At 64.2% G+C, this 17,052-nt stretch carries 14 protein-coding genes; 3 read left to right on the forward strand and 11 right to left on the reverse strand.

The features are described 5' to 3' along the window. Positions 1 to 96 precede the first annotated feature (96 nt). From FJ943_RS16515 to FJ943_RS16525, 3 genes are read left to right on the forward strand one after another with little or no spacing between them, the layout of a single operon-like run. The gene (locus FJ943_RS16515) at positions 97 to 1,233 is read left to right on the forward strand and encodes an efflux RND transporter periplasmic adaptor subunit (RefSeq protein ID WP_140722988.1); all 1,137 of its coding nucleotides are present in this window, start codon (positions 97 to 99) and stop codon (positions 1,231 to 1,233) included. After that, entirely contained in the window at positions 1,230 to 2,300 is a 1,071-nt protein-coding gene (locus FJ943_RS16520; protein ID WP_140722991.1) for an efflux RND transporter periplasmic adaptor subunit, read from the forward strand. Before FJ943_RS16515 ends, FJ943_RS16520 begins: the two co-directional genes overlap by 4 nt. Next, a complete protein-coding gene (locus FJ943_RS16525) occupies positions 2,297 to 5,386 on the forward strand; it encodes an efflux RND transporter permease subunit (protein ID WP_140722994.1) in 3,090 nt (1,029 codons plus the stop codon). Before FJ943_RS16520 ends, FJ943_RS16525 begins: the two co-directional genes overlap by 4 nt. A gap of 40 nt (positions 5,387 to 5,426) precedes the next feature. Here the strand turns inward: FJ943_RS16525 and FJ943_RS16530 are convergent, their stop codons facing one another. From FJ943_RS16530 to FJ943_RS16580, 11 genes are all read right to left on the reverse strand, one after another. Continuing rightward, positions 5,427 to 6,188 carry an ABC transporter ATP-binding protein gene (locus FJ943_RS16530; RefSeq protein WP_140722996.1) on the reverse strand — a complete coding sequence of 254 codons (762 nt, stop codon included), beginning with the start codon at positions 6,186 to 6,188 and terminating at the stop codon, positions 5,427 to 5,429. Continuing rightward, the gene (locus FJ943_RS16535; protein WP_140614795.1) at positions 6,185 to 7,048 is read right to left on the reverse strand and encodes an ABC transporter ATP-binding protein; all 864 of its coding nucleotides are present in this window, start codon (positions 7,046 to 7,048) and stop codon (positions 6,185 to 6,187) included. The genes FJ943_RS16530 and FJ943_RS16535 overlap by 4 nt, the downstream gene beginning before the upstream one ends. Continuing rightward, a complete protein-coding gene (gene nikC, locus FJ943_RS16540; RefSeq protein WP_015314038.1) occupies positions 7,045 to 7,971 on the reverse strand; it encodes a nickel transporter permease in 927 nt (308 codons plus the stop codon). Before nikC ends, FJ943_RS16535 begins: the two co-directional genes overlap by 4 nt. Before the next feature lie 196 nt (positions 7,972 to 8,167). After that, positions 8,168 to 9,229 (reverse strand): ABC transporter permease, encoded by a 1,062-nt coding sequence (locus tag FJ943_RS16545; protein WP_140614796.1) that lies wholly within the window; start codon positions 9,227 to 9,229, stop codon positions 8,168 to 8,170. A gap of 19 nt (positions 9,230 to 9,248) precedes the next feature. Beyond that, positions 9,249 to 10,892, reverse strand: coding sequence for an ABC transporter substrate-binding protein (locus FJ943_RS16550; RefSeq protein ID WP_140722999.1), 1,644 nt, complete (start codon positions 10,890 to 10,892; stop codon positions 9,249 to 9,251). A gap of 260 nt (positions 10,893 to 11,152) precedes the next feature. Next, entirely contained in the window at positions 11,153 to 12,412 is a 1,260-nt protein-coding gene (locus tag FJ943_RS16555) for a lytic murein transglycosylase (protein ID WP_140723002.1), read from the reverse strand. 13 nt (positions 12,413 to 12,425) lie between these two features. Next, on the reverse strand, positions 12,426 to 13,031 hold the full coding sequence (gene recR / locus FJ943_RS16560) for a recombination mediator RecR (protein ID WP_015314042.1): 606 nt from the start codon (positions 13,029 to 13,031) through the stop codon (positions 12,426 to 12,428). 78 nt (positions 13,032 to 13,109) lie between these two features. Then, positions 13,110 to 14,117 (reverse strand): cell wall hydrolase, encoded by a 1,008-nt coding sequence (locus FJ943_RS16565; protein ID WP_140723005.1) that lies wholly within the window; start codon positions 14,115 to 14,117, stop codon positions 13,110 to 13,112. A gap of 250 nt (positions 14,118 to 14,367) precedes the next feature. Further along, positions 14,368 to 14,775 (reverse strand): hypothetical protein, encoded by a 408-nt coding sequence (locus FJ943_RS16570; protein WP_140614800.1) that lies wholly within the window; start codon positions 14,773 to 14,775, stop codon positions 14,368 to 14,370. 83 nt (positions 14,776 to 14,858) lie between these two features. After that, positions 14,859 to 15,182 carry a YbaB/EbfC family nucleoid-associated protein gene (locus FJ943_RS16575; protein WP_015314045.1) on the reverse strand — a complete coding sequence of 108 codons (324 nt, stop codon included), beginning with the start codon at positions 15,180 to 15,182 and terminating at the stop codon, positions 14,859 to 14,861. Positions 15,183 to 15,213: 31 nt separating this feature from the next. Next, positions 15,214 to 17,049, reverse strand: a complete 1,836-nt coding sequence (locus FJ943_RS16580) for a DNA polymerase III subunit gamma/tau (protein WP_140723008.1) — start codon at positions 17,047 to 17,049, stop codon at positions 15,214 to 15,216. Between the last annotated feature and the right edge of the window lie 3 nt (positions 17,050 to 17,052).

Raw genomic sequence — 17,052 nt, forward strand, 5'->3', positions numbered from 1 at the left:
GTCTACGAGACCGGTTTCCTTTTTTTCGGGATCGACTATCCTCCTGTTATCCGCGAGGGACCGCGATCAGCGACCGGCGCGCGGCCGAGGGGAGCCATGAGCAGGAACGTGACATCGTCCGTCTCGCCGCCATCCGCCAAAACTCCCAGCCTTTTGTCTTTTCCAGCCGCTTCAATTCTCGCCTGCACGGCCCTGGCGCTGCTCGCCGGTTGCCAAAAGCAGGCGGCGGCGGACAAGAAGCTGCCGGTCATGGTGCGCACCGAAACGGTGGCGATGGCCGACTATGCGCCGAGAACCTCGCTGACCGGGGTGATCGCGGCGCGCACGCTGAACAATCTTTCGTTCCGGGTTGGCGGACGCGTCGCCGAGCGGCTTGTCGATGTCGGCCAGCATGTCGATCAGGGGACAGTGCTTGCCCGCATCGATCCGCAGGAGCAGGAATCCGATCTGCGATCGGCGCAGGCCGATCTCGATGCCGCGCAGGCGCAACTGACCCAGGCCGCGGCCACTTTCGAGCGGCAAAAGACGCTGCTTGCCCAGGGCTTCACCACCAGGCGCGATTATGACGCGGCCGACCAGGCACTGAAGGTGGCGCAAGGCAGCGTCGGTGCCGCGCAGAGCGCGCTCGCCAACGCCCGGCAGAACCTGTCTTTCACCGAACTCAAGGCCGGTGCCGCCGGCGTGATCACCGCCCGCCAGGTCGAAGCCGGCCAGGTGGTGCAGGCGGCGCAGACCGTCTTCACCGTTGCCGAGGACGGTGACCGCGACGCCGTGTTCAACGTGCAGGAGACGCTGGTCGCCAGGACGCCGGCCTCGCCGGCGGTGACGATCACGCTGTTATCCGATCCGCAGGTCAGAGCAACGGGCAAGGTGCGCGAGATCTCGCCGGCGGTCGACCCGGCTTCGGGCTCGATAAGGGTCAAGGTCGCCATTCCCGAGACGCCCGCCGGCATGCCGCTTGGGGCGGCCGTCATCGGCTCAGTCGGCGCCAAACCGGCGAAGGCGATCCTGTTGCCCTGGCAGGCCCTGACATCCAGCGCCGGCAAGCCGGCGGTCTGGATCGTCGATCCCGCGACCAAGGCAGTCGCGACGACGCCGGTCGAGGTGCTGGCGTTCGATTCGGGTACCGTCGTCATTGCCAAGGGACTGAGCGAGGGCCAGAGCGTCGTTACGTCAGGCGGGCAACTGCTCAACCCCGGCCAGACAGTCGAAATATCGGGAGCGGCGCAATGAAGCGGCTCCTGCTTGGCCTTGCCGCGCTTGGCACGCTCGCAGCCTGTTCGAAATCGGAGGAAAAACCGCCGGAGATCGTCCGGCCGGTGCTGTCGGTCGTGGTCGAGCCGCGCACCACCCAGATCTTCGGTTTCGCCGGCTCGGTCGAACCGCAGGTCAGTGCCGATCTTGCCTTCCGACTGCTCGGTCGCGTCGTCTCGCGCGACGTCAAGGTCGGCGACATCGTCAGCAAGGGCACGACGATCGCGGCACTCGACCCGACCGCGCTGGAGCTGGCCGTCCAGGCGGCCAGGGCCGAACTCTCCAATGCGCAGGCGCAGTTCGCCAATGCCGCGGCCAGCGAGGAGCGCCAGCGCCAGTTGCTCACCTCGGCCAATACATCGCAGTCTGTCTTCGATGCCGCGCAGCAGGCACGCAAAGCCGCGGAAGCCAGCGTCGAGCGGGCCAAGGCTTCGCTGGCCAAGTCCCAGGAGCAGCTCGGCTACGCCAGGCTGTTCTCGGATTTCGACGGCGTCGTCACCGCCGTCGGCGCGGAGGTCGGCCAAACCGTCTCACCGGGCCAGACGGTCGTCACCGTGGCACGCTCGGACCCGCGTGAAGCGGTTGTCGATATTCCCGACCAGTTGACCAGCGATCTCTCGGCCGGCACGCCCTTCCAGGTCATCTTGCAGTCGCTGCCGACAATCCAGACAGAGGCCAAGCTGCGCGAGATCGCGCCCCAGTCCGAGGGCTCGACCCGCACCCGGCGCGTCAAGCTGACGCTCACCGACCCGCCCCAAGCCTTCAGGCTCGGTTCGACGGTAACCGCGACGCGGATGACCAAGGTCGTACCAACGATCGAACTGCCCATCTCGGCGCTGCTCGAAAAAAACGGTTCTGAAAAAGTGTGGATCGTCGATCCAAAGACGTCGAGCGTGAGCGCGCGCGATATCAAGGTCGCGCGGAAGGCTGGCGGCACCTTCACTGTGGCGGAAGGGCTCGAAGCCGGCATGCGCGTCGTCACCGCCGGCGTTCACAGCCTCGTCGACGGCCAGAAGGTCAAAGTCCCCGCGGGAGGGGCCTCATGAAGGGCTTCAACCTCTCCGACTGGGCGCTCAACCACCGCTCGCTGGTCTGGTATTTCATGCTGGTCTTCGTCGTGGCCGGCGTATTTTCCTATCTTAATCTCGGCCGCGAGGAAGACCCCAACTTCACCATCAAGACCATGATCATCCAGGCCAACTGGCCGGGTGCCTCGGTCAAGGAGACGGTGCAGCAGGTGACCGATCGCATCGAGAAAAAGCTCGAGGAGCTCGACAGTCTCGACTTCACCAGATCCGTCACCACCGCCGGCCAGACCGTCATCTTCGTCAACCTGAAGGACACCACCAAGGCGCGCGAAGTCGTGCCGAACTGGCTTCAGGTGCGCAACATGGTCAACGACATCAAGGCGCAATTTCCGCAAGGCGTGCAGGGACCGTTCTTCAACGACCGCTTCGGCGATGTCTACGGCAACATCTATGCCTTCACGTCAGACGGGCTGACGCCACGCCAGTTGCGCGACTATGTGGAGGATGTCAGGACCAAGATCCTGACCGTGCCCAATGCCGGCAAGGTCGATCTGGTCGGCGCGCAGGACGAGGCCATCTATCTCGAATTCTCGACGCGCCAGATAGCGGCGCTTGGCCTCAACCAGCAGCAAATCGTCGCCAGCCTGCAGGCCCAGAATGCGATCACCCCGTCCGGCGTCATCCAGTCCGGGCCGGAGCGCATCAGCGTGCGCGTCGGCGGCCAGTTCACCTCCGAGGAGAGCCTGCGCGCGATCAACCTGCGCGTCAACGATCGGTTCTTCCGGCTGAGCGACGTGGCGACGATCACGCGCGGTTATGCCGACCCGCCGACGGCCTTGTTCCGCTTCAACGGCCAGAACGCGATCGGGCTTGCCATCGGCATGAAGCCCAACGCCAATCTGCTCAAATTCGGCGAGGCGCTGCATGAGGAGATGAACAAGGTGCTGGCCGACCTGCCGGTCGGCGTCGGCGTGCATCTGGTAGCCGACCAGCCCGTCATCGTCGAGGAGGCGGTCTCAGGGTTCACGCGTGCGCTGTTCGAGGCGGTGGCGATCGTGCTTGCCGTCTCGTTCATCAGCCTTGGCATGCGCGCCGGCTTCGTGGTGGCGCTGTCGATCCCGCTGGTGCTGGCCATCACCTTCACGGTCATGGAGTATCTGGGGATATCGCTGCAGCGCATTTCGCTCGGCGCTCTGATCATCGCGCTCGGGCTGCTGGTCGACGACGCGATGATCGCGGTCGAAATGATGGTGGCGCGGCTGGAGGTCGGCGACAGCCTGCGCAAGGCGGCGACCTATGTCTACACCTCGACCGCCTTCCCGATGCTGACCGGCACGCTGGTGACGGTCGCGGGCTTCATCCCGATCGGGCTCAACTCGAGTGCTGCCGGCGAATACACCTTCACCTTGTTCGTCGTCATTGCGGTGTCGCTGCTGGTGTCATGGATCGTGGCGGTGCTGTTCGCGCCGCTGCTCGGCGTGACCATCCTGCCGGCGACGATGAAGACCAAGCATCATGACCAGCCAGGGCGCTTCACGTCGCTGTTCCGGCGCGTCCTTGTCGGCTCGGTGCGCCATCACTGGCTGACGATCATCGTGACCGTGCTTCTGTTCGCCGCCTCGATCGCCGGCTTCGGCCTGGTGCAGCAGCAGTTCTTCCCACCTTCCGACCGGCCGGAGCTGATCGTCGATTGGAACCTGCCACAGAACTCGTCGATTGCCGAGACGCGCGACCAGATGGAGCACTTCGAACAGCGGGCGCTGGTTGGCAATCCCGACATCGATCATTTTTCGTCCTATATCGGTCAGGGCGCCGTGCGCTTCGTGCTGGCCTATGACGTGCAGCCGGCCAATCCCTATTTCGGCCAGACGGTGATCGTCACCAAGAGCATCGAGGCGCGCAACCGGGTGAAGCCGGCGCTGGAGAAGCTGCTGCGCGCGGAGTTTGTCGGCACCGACGCTTTCGTCAAGCCGCTTGAACTCGGACCGCCGGTCGGGCGGCCTGTGCAGTACCGCGTCGGCGGCCCCGACATCCAGACGGTGCGAGAACTGGCGCAGCAATTCGCCGGCGTGATCTCGGTCAATCCGAAACTCGCGGCGCCGACTTTCGACTGGAACGAACCGCAGCGTGTGCTGAGGGTCGACGTGCTGCAGGACAAGGCGCGCCAACTCGGCATCACCTCGTCCGACATCGCCAGCACACTGAACAGCACGGTGGGCGGCGCGACGATCACGCAGGTGCGTGACGCGACGTACCTGATCAACGTCGTGGCTCGCTCGCGCGAGGCCGAACGCGGCTCGATCGAGACGCTGCAAAACATCCAATTGCCGACCGGAAATGGCGAGGCGATCCCACTCGCCGCGGTGGCCAATTTTCGCTACGATCTGGAGCAGCCCACCGTGTGGCGACGCGACCGCATCCCGACCATCACCGTGCGCGCCGGCTTGGTCGGCGACGTGCTGCCGGCGACCGTCGTCAACGAGTTGAAACCGTCGGTCGACGCCTTTATCGCCAAGCTGCCGGCCGGCTATTCGGTCGAGACCGCCGGCTCCGTCGAGGAAAGCGCCAAGAGCCAGGGGCCGATCGCGGCCGTGGTGCCGCTGATGCTGTTCGTCATGGCGACCATCCTGATGGTGCAGTTGCAGAGCTTCCAGCGCCTGTTCCTGGTGGTGGCGGTGGCGCCACTCGGGCTGATCGGCGTGGTCGCGGCCCTGGTGCCGAGCGGAGCGCCGCTCGGCTTCGTCGCCATTCTCGGCGTCTTGGCGCTGATCGGCATCCTGATCCGCAACTCGGTCATCCTGATCGTGCAGATCGAGGACCTTGTCGCCGAGGGCAGGGATCGCTGGGCCGCGGTCATCGAGGCAACGGAGCACCGCATGCGGCCGATCGCGCTGACGGCGGCCGCGGCCAGCCTGGCGCTGATCCCGATCGCGCGCGAAGTGTTCTGGGGGCCGATGGCGTATGCGATGATGGGCGGCATCATAGCGGGTACCGCGATCACGCTCTTGTTCCTGCCGGCGCTTTATGTGACGTGGTTCAGGATCAAGGAGCCGAAGCGGGAACAGGGCGGCGAAGTAGACCTCGCCGCTGTTGCGGAAACTTAAGGCGAGGTCGAGCTCCCTGGCGTGACGCGGAGAACTATCGTCAGATCTGCTTCGGAGCCGTCCTCACAAACCCGTCACTGGCCCGCAACAGGTTGCGCGTATAATCCTTCGTCACACGGCGCTCGACGAGATCGTTGGCCACCAGATTCTCTACCGCCTCGCCGCCCTGCATCACCATCAGCCGCTCGCACATATGGGTGATGATTGCGAGGTCGTGGCTGACCATCAGGAAGGTCAGCTTGCGCCGCGGGCGGACTTCCTCCAGCAGGTTGAGGACTTCCGCCTGCACCGAGGCGTCGAGGGCCGAGGTCGGCTCGTCGAGCAGCAGGATCGAGGGCTCGAGGATAAGCGCGCGCGCGATCGCCACGCGCTGGCGCTGACCGCCGGAAAGCTGGTGCGCGTAACGGAAACGAAAGCCGTTGCCGAGGCCGACCTCGTCGAGCGCGCGTTCGATCCGCTTTTCGCCATCGGCAAAACCATGGATGGCGAGCGGCTCCTGCAGCAGGCGGTCGACGGTCTGGCGCGGGTGCAGCGAGCCGTAAGGATCCTGAAAGACCATCTGCACTTCGCGGTAAAAGGCCTTGTCGCGGCGCGCGCCGAGCGTCTTGCCATTGACTGTGATGCTGCCCGAGGCGACCGGCGCGAGGCCGGCTATGGCCCGCAGCAATGTCGATTTGCCCGAGCCGGATTCGCCGACCAGGCCGAAGGATTCGCCCTGCTGCACGTCGAGGCTGACACCCTTCAGCGCGCGGAAGCGGTCGAAGATCACCTCCAGCCTGTCGACGGCAATCGCAGAAGTCATGCCGCCCACTCCGGCTTGCGGTCGAGCACCGGCAGCGGGTGACGGTCGGCGCCGATTTTTGGCATGCAGTTGAGCAGCCCCCGCGTGTAGGGATGCTGGGCCTGACTCAATTCCGACGCCTTGAGCTGCTCGACGACCTTGCCGGCATACATGACGATGACGCGGTCGCAGAAGGACGAGACCAAGCGCAGATCGTGCGAGATGAAGATCAGGCCCATGCCGCGCTCCGCGACCAGCCTGTCGAGGATGCCGAGCACGTCGAGCTGCACCGTGACGTCGAGCGCCGAGGTCGGCTCGTCGGCGATCATCATTTCCGGTCCGGCGATCAGCATCATGGCGATCATGGCGCGCTGGCCCATGCCGCCCGACACTTCGTGCGGATGCAGGTCGAAGACGCGTTTGGGATCGCGGATCTGCACCGCCTCGAGCATGGCCAGCGCGCGCTCGCGCGCCTCGGCCTTGCCGACCTTTTCGTGGGTGCGCAGCGTCTCGACGATCTGGCGGCCGATGCTCATCACCGGATCGAGCGAATATTTCGGGTCCTGCAGGATCATGGCGATGCGGTTGCCCCGCAGCGCCCGGCGTTGGCGCGGCGAGATGCCGAGCAGGTCGATGCCGTCGAAAGTCAATCTATTGGCCGATATGCGGGCCTGCGGCGGTGTCAGGCCCATGATGGCGCGGCCTGTCTGCGACTTGCCGGAACCGGACTCGCCGACGATGCCGAGGCGTTCGCGGCCAAGCGAAAAGGAAACGCCGCGCACCGCCTCGATCATGCCGGTGCGGGTCGGAAAGGTGACGCGCAGATCCTCGACGTCGAGAAGCGTGCTCTTGGATCGCTGCTGATCAGGGGGGCCACTCATTGGTCACCGCTGCGGGGATCGAGTGCGTCGCGCAGGCCGTCGCCAAGCAGGTTGAAGCCGAGGCTGACGATGAGGATGGCGAAGCCCGGCGCACCAGCCACCCACCATTGGTCGAGGATGAAGCGGCGACCCGAAGCGATCATGGTGCCCCATTCCGGCAGCGGCGGCTGCGCGCCAAGGCCGAGGAAGCCGAGGCCCGCGGCCGTCAGGATGATGCCCGCCATGTCGAGCGTCACGCGGACGATCAGCGAGGAGATGCACAATGGCATGATGTGGCGAAGCACGATACGGAAAGGCGAGGCGCCCATCAATTGCACGGCCTTGATATAGTCCGAGTTGCGCACGGTGAGCGTCTCGGCGCGGGCGATGCGCGCATAGGGCGGCCAGGAGGTGATGGCGATCGCCAGCACGGCGTTCTCGATGCCGGGGCCAAGGGCGGCGACGAAGGCCAGCGCCAGCACCAGCTTGGGGAAGGCAAGGAAGATGTCGGTGATGCGCATCAGTATGGCATCGGTCCAGCCGCCGGCATAGCCGGCGACGGTGCCGACCAGGAGACCGATGGGAGCGGCGATGATGGCGACCAGGACGACGACATAAAGCGTCCAGCGGGAGCCGTAGAGGATGCGCGAATAGATGTCGCGGCCGAGGTCGTCGGTGCCGAACCAGTGCTGAGCACTCGGCGCCAGCAGCCGCGCGTTCTTCAGGTCACCGAACGTCGGCGAATACGGCGCCAGCATACCGGCAAGGACGGCGACGAGCAGCAGCGCGATGATGATCAGCAGGCCGACAAAGGCCAGCCGGTTGGCGGAAAAGCGCCGCCACGCGACATAGGCGCGGCCGAGCCTTGCCTGCAAGCGCGATGCCGGCCGCTCCGACAGCAACCATTCGCGACGGGAGAAGGTGCGGGCGTCGGAGGCGGTCATGACGATGCCTCTTTAAGCTGTCGACCCCCACTCCGGTCTGCTTCGCAGACCACCTCTCCCCCGTTCGACGGGGGAGAGGAAAGGCGCCAAGCCTGCGACCGCGTTTTCCTCTCCCCCGGGCAGGGGGAGAGGTGGCCCGAAGGGCCGGAGTGGGGGTGATTAGCCGCAGCCAAGCCCGAAAGTGCAATACCTCTACTCATCCTGTCTTCGTCCTCGGGTCGAGCACACGATAAAGCAGGTCGGACAGAAGATTGATGGCGATGAACACCGAGCCGATGACGATGGTACCGCCGAGAACGGCATTCATGTCGGCGTTCTGCAGCGAGTTGGTGATGTAGAGGCCGATGCCCGGCCAGGAGAAGACGGTCTCGGTCAGCACCGAGCCCTCGAGCAGCCCGGCATAGGATAACGCGATCACGGTCACCATCGGCACGGCGGCATTGCGCAGCGCGTGGCCCCAGATGATGCGGGTTTCCGACAGGCCCTTAGCGCGCGCGGCGACGACATATTCCTGGGCGAGTTCGTTGAGCATGAACGAGCGCGTCATGCGGCTGATATAGGCCAGCGAGAAATAGCCGAGCAGCGAGGCCGGCAGGATGATGTGACGGAAGGCGTCGTAAAAGACGTCCCACTGTCCCTGCATGGCGGAGTCGAGCAGGTAGAAACCGGTGATCGGCGTGAAAGTGTATTCGTAGACGACGTCGAGCCGTGCAGGGAAGGCCACCCATTGCAGCTTCGCGTAGAACAGCACCAGGGCCAGCAGACCCAGCCAGAAGATGGGTACGGAATAGCCGATCAGGCCGATGATGCGCACGATCTGATCGACGAAGCTGCCGCGTTTGACCGCGGCCAGTACCCCGAGCGGCACACCGAACAGCGCGCCGATCAGTGTCCCGAATGTCGCCAGTTCCGTGGTTGCCGGAAGGGCGCGGCGGATATCGGTCATGACAGGGTTGGTGGTCAGCACCGAGGTGCCGAAATCGCCGCTCAGCGCATGTTTCACATAGATGTAGAACTGCTCGATCAACGGCAGGTCGAGACCCATCTCGCGGCGCGTGCGCTCCACGACATTGGCGGGTGCCCGGTCGCCGAGAACGGCCAGCACCGGGTCGATCGGGATGACACGGCCAATGAAGAAGGTGACCGCGAGAAGACCAAGATAGGTCGTCACCGCAATGACCAGGAATCGGCCAAGCGAAGATGCAAGGGCTACGGCGCGGGCGCTGCCGCGCCCGCCCTCGTTTTCAATCGCGCTCATGCGGGCGTGTCCGCGAACGCTATTCCTTGGAGACCGGCCCGACGAAGTTGGTGTCGAAGCTCGGACCAAGCGCGAAGTCCTTGAGGTTCTTGCGCAGACCGGCGACTTCCAACTGTTGGTGGATGACGACGAAGGGACTGGTGTCGAGGATCTTCTTTTCGAGATCCTTGTACATATCGGCGCGCTTGCCAGAATCCTTCTCGAGCAGGGCTGCTTCCGTCTGCTTGGTCAGGTCCGGAATGTCCCAGGCATTGCGCCATGCCAGCGTCTTCGACTTGCCAGCATCCGAATTGTCCGGGTTCGAGGCAAAGGTCTGGGCATTGGAGTTCGGATCGAAATAGTCCTGGCCCCACTGGCCGATATAGATGTCGTGGTTGCGGGCACGGTATTTGGTCAGCGTCTGCTTGCCGTCGCCGGGGATGATCTCCAGCTTGATGCCGGCCTGGCCGAGCGTCTGCTGGATGGATTCCGCCATGCCGGTGGTCGGCTGGCCGGTGCGCACGTCCATGGTGACGCTGAAGCCGTCGGGCAGGCCGGCCTTGGCCAGCAGTTCCTTGGCCTTGGCGACATCGAGCTTGAACGGGTTCTCGTCCAGTTCGCCCAGAACGCCCTTGGGCAGGAAGGTCTGGTGGATCTCGCCGATGCCCTTGAGGATGGTCGTGCTCAAGGCGTCATAGTCGACCAGGTATTTGAAGGCCTGGCGGACCTCGGGCTTGGCGAGGTTCGGGTTCTTCTGGTTGAGGCTGATGTAGTAGACGGTGCCTTTCGGCGCGCTGGTGGTGGTGAGGTCGGCATTCTTGGCGATGGCGTCGAGGTCGTTCGGCTCGAGGTTGCGGGCAACGTCGATGTCGCCGGCTTCGAGCGCCAGGCGCTGCGCCGAGCTTTCCTTCATGTTGCGGTAGATGACGCGGGCGAGCTTGGCCTTTTCGCCGTAATAATTGTCGTTGCGCTCCATGACGACCGCCTCGTTGGCACGCCATTCACGCAGCTTGTAGACGCCCGAGCCGGCGTAGCCCGTCTTCAGCCAGGCGTTGCCGAAGTCGTTGTCCCATTTGTAGTCGGCGCTCGGCGTCACCGCCGCGACATGTTCCTTGACCAGCTTGGCGTCGACAATGGAAGCGACGGTGGCCGACAGGCAGTTCAGCACGAAACTTGGCGCATAGGCCTTGTCGACGGTGAACTGGAAGGTTGTGTCGTCGACCGCCTTGGCCTTCTCGGTGACGTTGTCGCCGCTGATGCCGAACTGATCGATGATGAAGGCCGGGCTCTTGTCCAGCTTGACGGCGCGCTCGAACGACCAGGCGACGTCGGCGGCGGTGATCGGGTTGCCGGAGGCGAATTTCAGGCCCGGCTTGAGCTTGAACGTATAGGTCAGGCCATCGTCGGAGACGGTCCAGCTTTCGGCGAGATCGGGCTTGACCTTGGAAGTGTCGCTGAGGTCGAGGCGGACAAGAAGATCATAGGTGTTGCCGGTGACTTCGGCGGTCGACAGCTCGAACGCCTCGCCCGGATCCATCGAGATGATGTCATCGATGGCAAAACCTTCGACAAGCGTATCGGCGGGGGTGACCGCGCCAGCCGGCGCTCCGGCCAAAAGCAGCGCCGACATGGCGGCGCCCGCAAGCAGGATGCGGGATCGTAGAGCAAGCTTTTCCATCATCATGATGATTGTTCCCTGTTTTGTTGTTGGTTGACCTGAGTTCCCGGCTCAGGGTTACGGTGTTCTTTCAAGGCTCGACGAGAGCCTCTGCCCCACTAACGTCGTGGTTTTTGTCCAGTTGGTCAACAGCATATCCGGCGGCCCAGCGGTGGGCAACGAGCATTTATGCGACGGTTCATTGGACCAGAATGGCGGGCGGGCGTGTCGACGCATACATCAGCCAATCGAGGCACCGATCGAGAAAAAATCTGCTAGATTCGAAGCTATTTCAGCGCCGCGACGAGGCCGGCATCGGGAAAACAGGTGGCGGCCTGGCCATTCTTTTCCTGCCATCTGCCGATCGAGCGGCGGGTCTTGAAGCCAGGCAGGCCGTCGGCGCTGCCGACATCATAGCCCTTGGCTTCCAAGGCACGCTGCAAGGCGGCGATATCGGAGCGGTGGAGATCGCCGACCGGACCCCAGCCACCGGTAAAATTCTGGTCGCCATGGGCGATGCGGTCGGCGCCATGGCCGATGAACAGCGCATAGAGGTCGCTGGTGTTGTATTCCTTCAGCACGTAGAAATTGGGGGTCGCGATGAAGGCCGGACCGCTGCGCCCGGCCGGCATCAGCAGGAAACCTTCCGCCTTCAGCTCGCTTGCCGGGAACGCCTTGCCGCCGACGCGCTCGACGCCCATGGCAGCCCATTGTGCAATCTTTTTGCCTTGGTCCGGGCCCTCCAGCGAACAGGAGACGCTCTGGGGCACCATCACCTCGAAACCCCAGCTGCGTCCCCTCACCCAGCCGTAGTGGACAAGATAATTGGCGATCGAGGCCAGCACATCGGGCGTCGAATTCCAGATGTCGACGCGGCCGTCGCCGTCGAAATCGACGGCATGCTTGAGCAACGAGGTCGGCATGAATTGCGGCTGGCCGAGCGCGCCGGCCCAGGACGATTTCATCGCGCCGACCGGCGCCAGCCCACGCTCGACGATTTCCAGCGCCGCCAGCAGTTCTGTGCGGAAGAAATCCTTTTTCGTCGACATGAATGCCTTGGTGCCCAGCACCTCGAAGGCGTCGTAGGGCATCTTCGCCGCGCCGAAGCCGGTTTCGCGGCCCCAGATCGCCAGAAGGATTTCGACCGGCACGCCATAGCGCTTCTCGATCGAGGCAAGCGTGCGGGCGTTGGCGGCTTCGCGGGCGCGTCCACCTGATGTCACCGCACGAACCGTCTTCTCGGCGAAATAGGCGCCGGGCGATCCGAACTCGGCCTGATGCTGCTTCTGCGGCGTCTTCGGCTTCTCGCCCGGCATGACAAGGTCGGGGAGTTCGAGGTTCGGCTTCACGCCGCTGAAGGCGGCGTCGAAAGTCTGCTTGGAGACGCCTTTCGCCTTGGCGTCCGGCCAGAGGTCGGTTTGAAGCCAGGCACGGAACTGGTCGTCGATCTTGGCGGCGGAAGCGGGGATGGTGAGGAAGACGGCGAGGAGTGCGGCTAGAAAGAATGCAAGACTAAATTTGCGAAGGTCGCGTTCTGTGGCAATCATCTCCAGGAACGCCTCAAAACGCCGTCCGCGAGCGCAGTGCCGCGGCCAGCGTGCCTTCGTCGAGATAGTCGAGCTCACCGCCGACCGGCACGCCGTGCGCCAGCCGCGTTATCTTGACCTCGAAACCGGAGAGCTGATCGGTGAGGTAGTGCGCGGTGGTCTGGCCCTCGACCGTCGCGTTGACGGCGAGGATGATTTCCTTGATTTCGCCGCCGGCGACGCGATCGATCAGCGAGCGGATGTTGAGCTGGTCGGGGCCGATGCCGTCGAGCGGCGACAGCGTGCCGCCGAGCACGTGGTAGCGCACGTTCATCGCCGCCGCCCGCTCCAGCGCCCAGAGATCAGAGACGTCCTCGACGATGATCAGGGTGGCGGCATCGCGGCGTGGGTCCGTGCAGATCATGCAGGGGTCCGAGGTGTCGACATTGCCGCAGGTCGAGCAGATGCGCACCTTGTCGGCGGCCTCGCCCATGGCGGCGGCCAGCGGCGAAAGCAGCTGTTCCTTCTTCTTGATCAGGTGCAGCGCGGCGCGCCTGGCCGAACGGGGGCCAAGCCCCGGCACCTTGGCCAGGAGCTGGATCAGGCGTTCGATCTCGGGACCGGCGATTCGCTTGGACATCGCTCTGATCTAGGATTTTTCAGAGCGCTTTGAAACATCCCCCTTCGACGCACGGTTCGCCATGCTGCCATGCGAGAATTAGTTTGTTTCGAGCGGGCGGCCCTGGCTGACAATCATCGCGCCTATGGCATCGGTGTTTTCAGGCGTCGACTGGAATCCCATCGAGGCTTGCTGTGGAGCGTCCTGGATCGAGGAGATGACCCGTTTGTTCGAGGTTCCGCTGTTCAGGGTTCCGCCAAAACGGGCGGCATCCGGCTCTTCCATCGGCTCCTGCATGGCAACTTCCACCGGCTTCGCCGAGACCCGCGCGGATTTTGCCGTCGGCGCCGCGGCCGCGGTCAGATAGGTCTGCTGCGCGGGGGCGGTACGGACGGGCTCCGGCTTGGCCGCCGGTTCCGCCGCGGCGGTCATGTAGACTTGCTGGGCTGGAGCGTTGCGAACTGATGCCTTGGCCGGGCGCACTGTCTCGATGGATGCGACCCGTGTCGCGGGTACCCCCGGCAACGCCGCCGGCTGCTCGGCCGAGGCAATCATCGGCTCATCCGGCAGCGGCTGCCAGTTGCGGCCGCGCTTCTCGTAGAAGGCGTTGCCGCCGGCAACCATGGTGTAGTGCATGTTCTTGTAGGGGAAGCGCAGGCCGGCGGTGTGGAAATACATCGTGTTCTTGAGCTTGGTCTTGCGCTCGCCCTTGAGCACGGCGTCGGCGGCCTCTTCGACATCGGGCATTGCGCGCGAATTCATCGATCTGGTCATGACGCCCGGCGCGAATTGCCCGGGCTCACCGACCACTTGGCAGATGGTGCTGCCATGGTTGCCCGAGCGCAGCCGGTTCATCACCACCGTGCCGACGGCGATCATGCCGTCGCGGCTCGACCGGTTGGATTCGAAGAACATCGCCCGTTCCAGGCATTCCCTGTCCTTCGGCGTATGACTGTAGGCGCGCGAACTCAGAAAGCTCGGCGTGATGGCGTCGGTCAGGCTGGCGACGGACATGCCGTGCGAGGTGGTCTGGCTGCAAGCGGCCAAGAAAAGGGGAGACGTAACGACGCCGAGCAACAGCGGCGTCTTCCATCGCATCGCGATCACAGGTAACCCTCTCACTTCAACGCCCGCCCCCAGGCTGCGGCAAGAATGAGACACTTTCGGGCAAAATGATGGCCAAAACGTTATTAACGGCATACTGTTGCCGAATTGACACAAAATCGAGGCTTTCCAGATAGATCGAGCCATCGTTTCACACTGATGATGACCGTTCTCTCTTCGTTTTGCCGCAATTCCCTTGGGGAAACGCCAAGTGCCTTTCCCGGCAAGACCGCGCCATGCGTTCCAAAACGGCCTATTGCCCGGCGGCGATTGCTGCCGGCCGGCCGGGCTCGATCTCTTCGATCTTCTCTGAAAACAGGCCGCGCCTGAGAAACAGCGCCCGCGCCTCCCTGGCCGTCGGCGCGATCTTGCCCGGCCAGTCGCTGTCGATGAACTCGGCCTTGGTGAAATCAGGATTTGTTTCGGAGGCCGCCTCCAGGAATTCGGCGATTTCCAGCACGATCGCGCGTTCATCTCTTGAAAGCGCCGACGTGCCGGCCTCGATCGACGGCCGATGCACGAAATCCTCGAACAGGTTGAAGTAGCCCTTGATGCCGACGAGATCGACACCGGCATCGCAATCGGCGAGGATTTCCAGAATCTCGTAGATCCTGTTGCGGATACGCTGCTCGATCAGTCTTTCGGACGGCTCGTCGATCATGGGCGCCGGTCTCAGCTTTCATGCATATCGTTGCCTGCGCACCTCAGGGCCGAGCCCGTGGGCATGCTTTTGGGCGACATGCATCAGAAAGGCAGTTTCATTCCCGGGGGAATGGGCAGGCCGGCGGTCAGCGCCTTGGTCTTTTCCTGCATGATCTGCTCGACCTTGGCCTTGGCGTCATTGTGCGCGGCAAGAATCAAATCCTCGAGGATCTCGACGTCGTCCTCCTTGAACAAGGACGGGTCGATCTTCAGCGACTTGATATCGAATTTTCCGCTCAGCGTGACGCTGACCAGGCCGCCGCCGGCCTGGCCGAGGGCTTCGACCGTCGCAATCTCATCCTGCATGGCCTGGAACTTGGCCTGCATTTCCTTCGCCTTGCCCATCAGGCCGAGAAGATCTTTCATGGTCCGATCCTTTGCGGATTAGTGCTGGATATCAGGGTTCGTCGTCATCGGCCGGCGGCTCGACCGGCATTTCGGCCTCGCTCGCGTCGGCGTCGGGCGTGTCGGGAATGCGCACATCGATGATCTTGGCGCCGGGAAAGCGGGCCAGGATGGAGGCCACGGTCGGGTCGTTCCTGGCATCGAGGAAAGCGTTTTCACGCTTCGTCGATTCCATCTCGGCCAGCGTCTGGCCGCCCTCCTCCTTCGACAGCGACACCAGCCAGTTGCGGCCGGTCCAGGCGCGCAGCTTGGTCGTCAGGTCGTTGAGCAGCATCTTGGGCGCATCGTCGGTCAGGCTTACGTCGATGCGGCCCGGTTCGATGCGCACGAGGCGGATGCAGCTCTTGATCAGCACCTTGAAGGCAATGTCGCGTTTCGCGTCGGCAAGGGCAACGATGTCGGCCAGCGATTTCAGCGGTACGGCTTGCGTCTCCGGCGCCGGCTGCGGGGGCGCGACGAACGCAGTCGGAGTAGGCGTGGCCTCGACCAGCCGCATGGTCTGGGCGCCGCCCGAGCCGCCAGGCATGCGCGCCTGCGCCAGGGCGCTGGCGCCATTGTCGCCATTGCCGGGAGTCACGGGGCCGGGGCTCATCGGCGCGCCGTTCGGGCGCGGCGCGGCGCCAGTTGCCGAGGCGCCGCTCTCCAGCGATCTCAGCGCCTCGTCCAATGTCGGGAGGTCGGCGGCATGCGCCAGCCGGATCAACACCATTTCGGCGGCACTGACCGGCCTGTTGGAGGACTGCACCTCGGGAATGCCCTTGAGCAGCATCTGCCAGGTCCGCGACAGCACTCTGACCGACAACGCCCGGGCGAAATCGGCACCGCGCTGACGCTCGTCCTGCGACAGCGAGGCATCGTCCATCGCGGTCGGCACGAAGCGCAGTCTGGTGACGAGATGGTTGAACTCGGCAAGATCGGTGAGCACGGCGGCCGGATCGGCGCCGGTATCGTATTGCGCGCGAAACTCCCCAAGGGCTGCCGCCACATCGCCCTTCATCACATGTTCGAACAGATCGACGATGCGGGCGCGGTCGGCCAGCCCCAGCATGGCGCGCACGGCCTCGGCGCTGACCGAGCCGGCGCCATGGGCGATCGCCTGGTCGAGAATGGAGAGCGAATCGCGGGCGGAACCTTCCGCAGCGCGCGCGATCATCGCCAGCGCGTCGTCGTCGACCGAAATGCCTTCCTTGCCAGCGATCGAGGAGAGATGCGAGACGAGCGCGCCAGCATCGATGCGCCTCAGGTCGAATCGCTGGCAGCGCGACAGGACGGTGATCGGAACCTTGCGGATCTCGGTGGTGGCGAAGATGAACTTGACGTGCGGCGGCGGCTCTTCCAGCGTCTTCAGCAGGCCATTGAAGGCCTGCGTCGACAGCATGTGCACTTCGTCGATGATGTAGACCTTGTAGCGGGCCGAGACCGGCGCGTAGCGCACGCGCTCGATAATGTCCCTGATGTCGTCGATGCCGGTGTGCGAAGCGGCGTCCATCTCGATGACGTCGACATGGCGGCCTTCCATGATCGCCTGGCAGTGCTCGCCAAGCACGGCGAGGTCGACTGAGGGCTGATCCGTGGTGGCGGTTTTATAGTTCAGGGCACGCGCCAAAATGCGCGCGGTGGTGGTCTTGCCGACGCCGCGCACACCGGTCAGCATCCAGGCCTGGGCAATGCGGCCGGTGGCAAAGGCATTGGTGAGGGTGCGCACCATCGGCTCCTGGCCGACGAGTTCGGAAAAATTCGACGGACGGTATTTGCGCGCCAGCACGCGGTAGGCAGCGGCCTTGCCCGTCGCCAGACTATCGGGGCCCGAATTTCCGGCTTCGCTCATTCG

This window comes from Mesorhizobium sp. B2-3-10 (assembly GCF_006442275.1).
In the GTDB taxonomy this organism is placed as follows: Bacteria; Pseudomonadota; Alphaproteobacteria; order Rhizobiales; family Rhizobiaceae; genus Mesorhizobium; species Mesorhizobium australicum.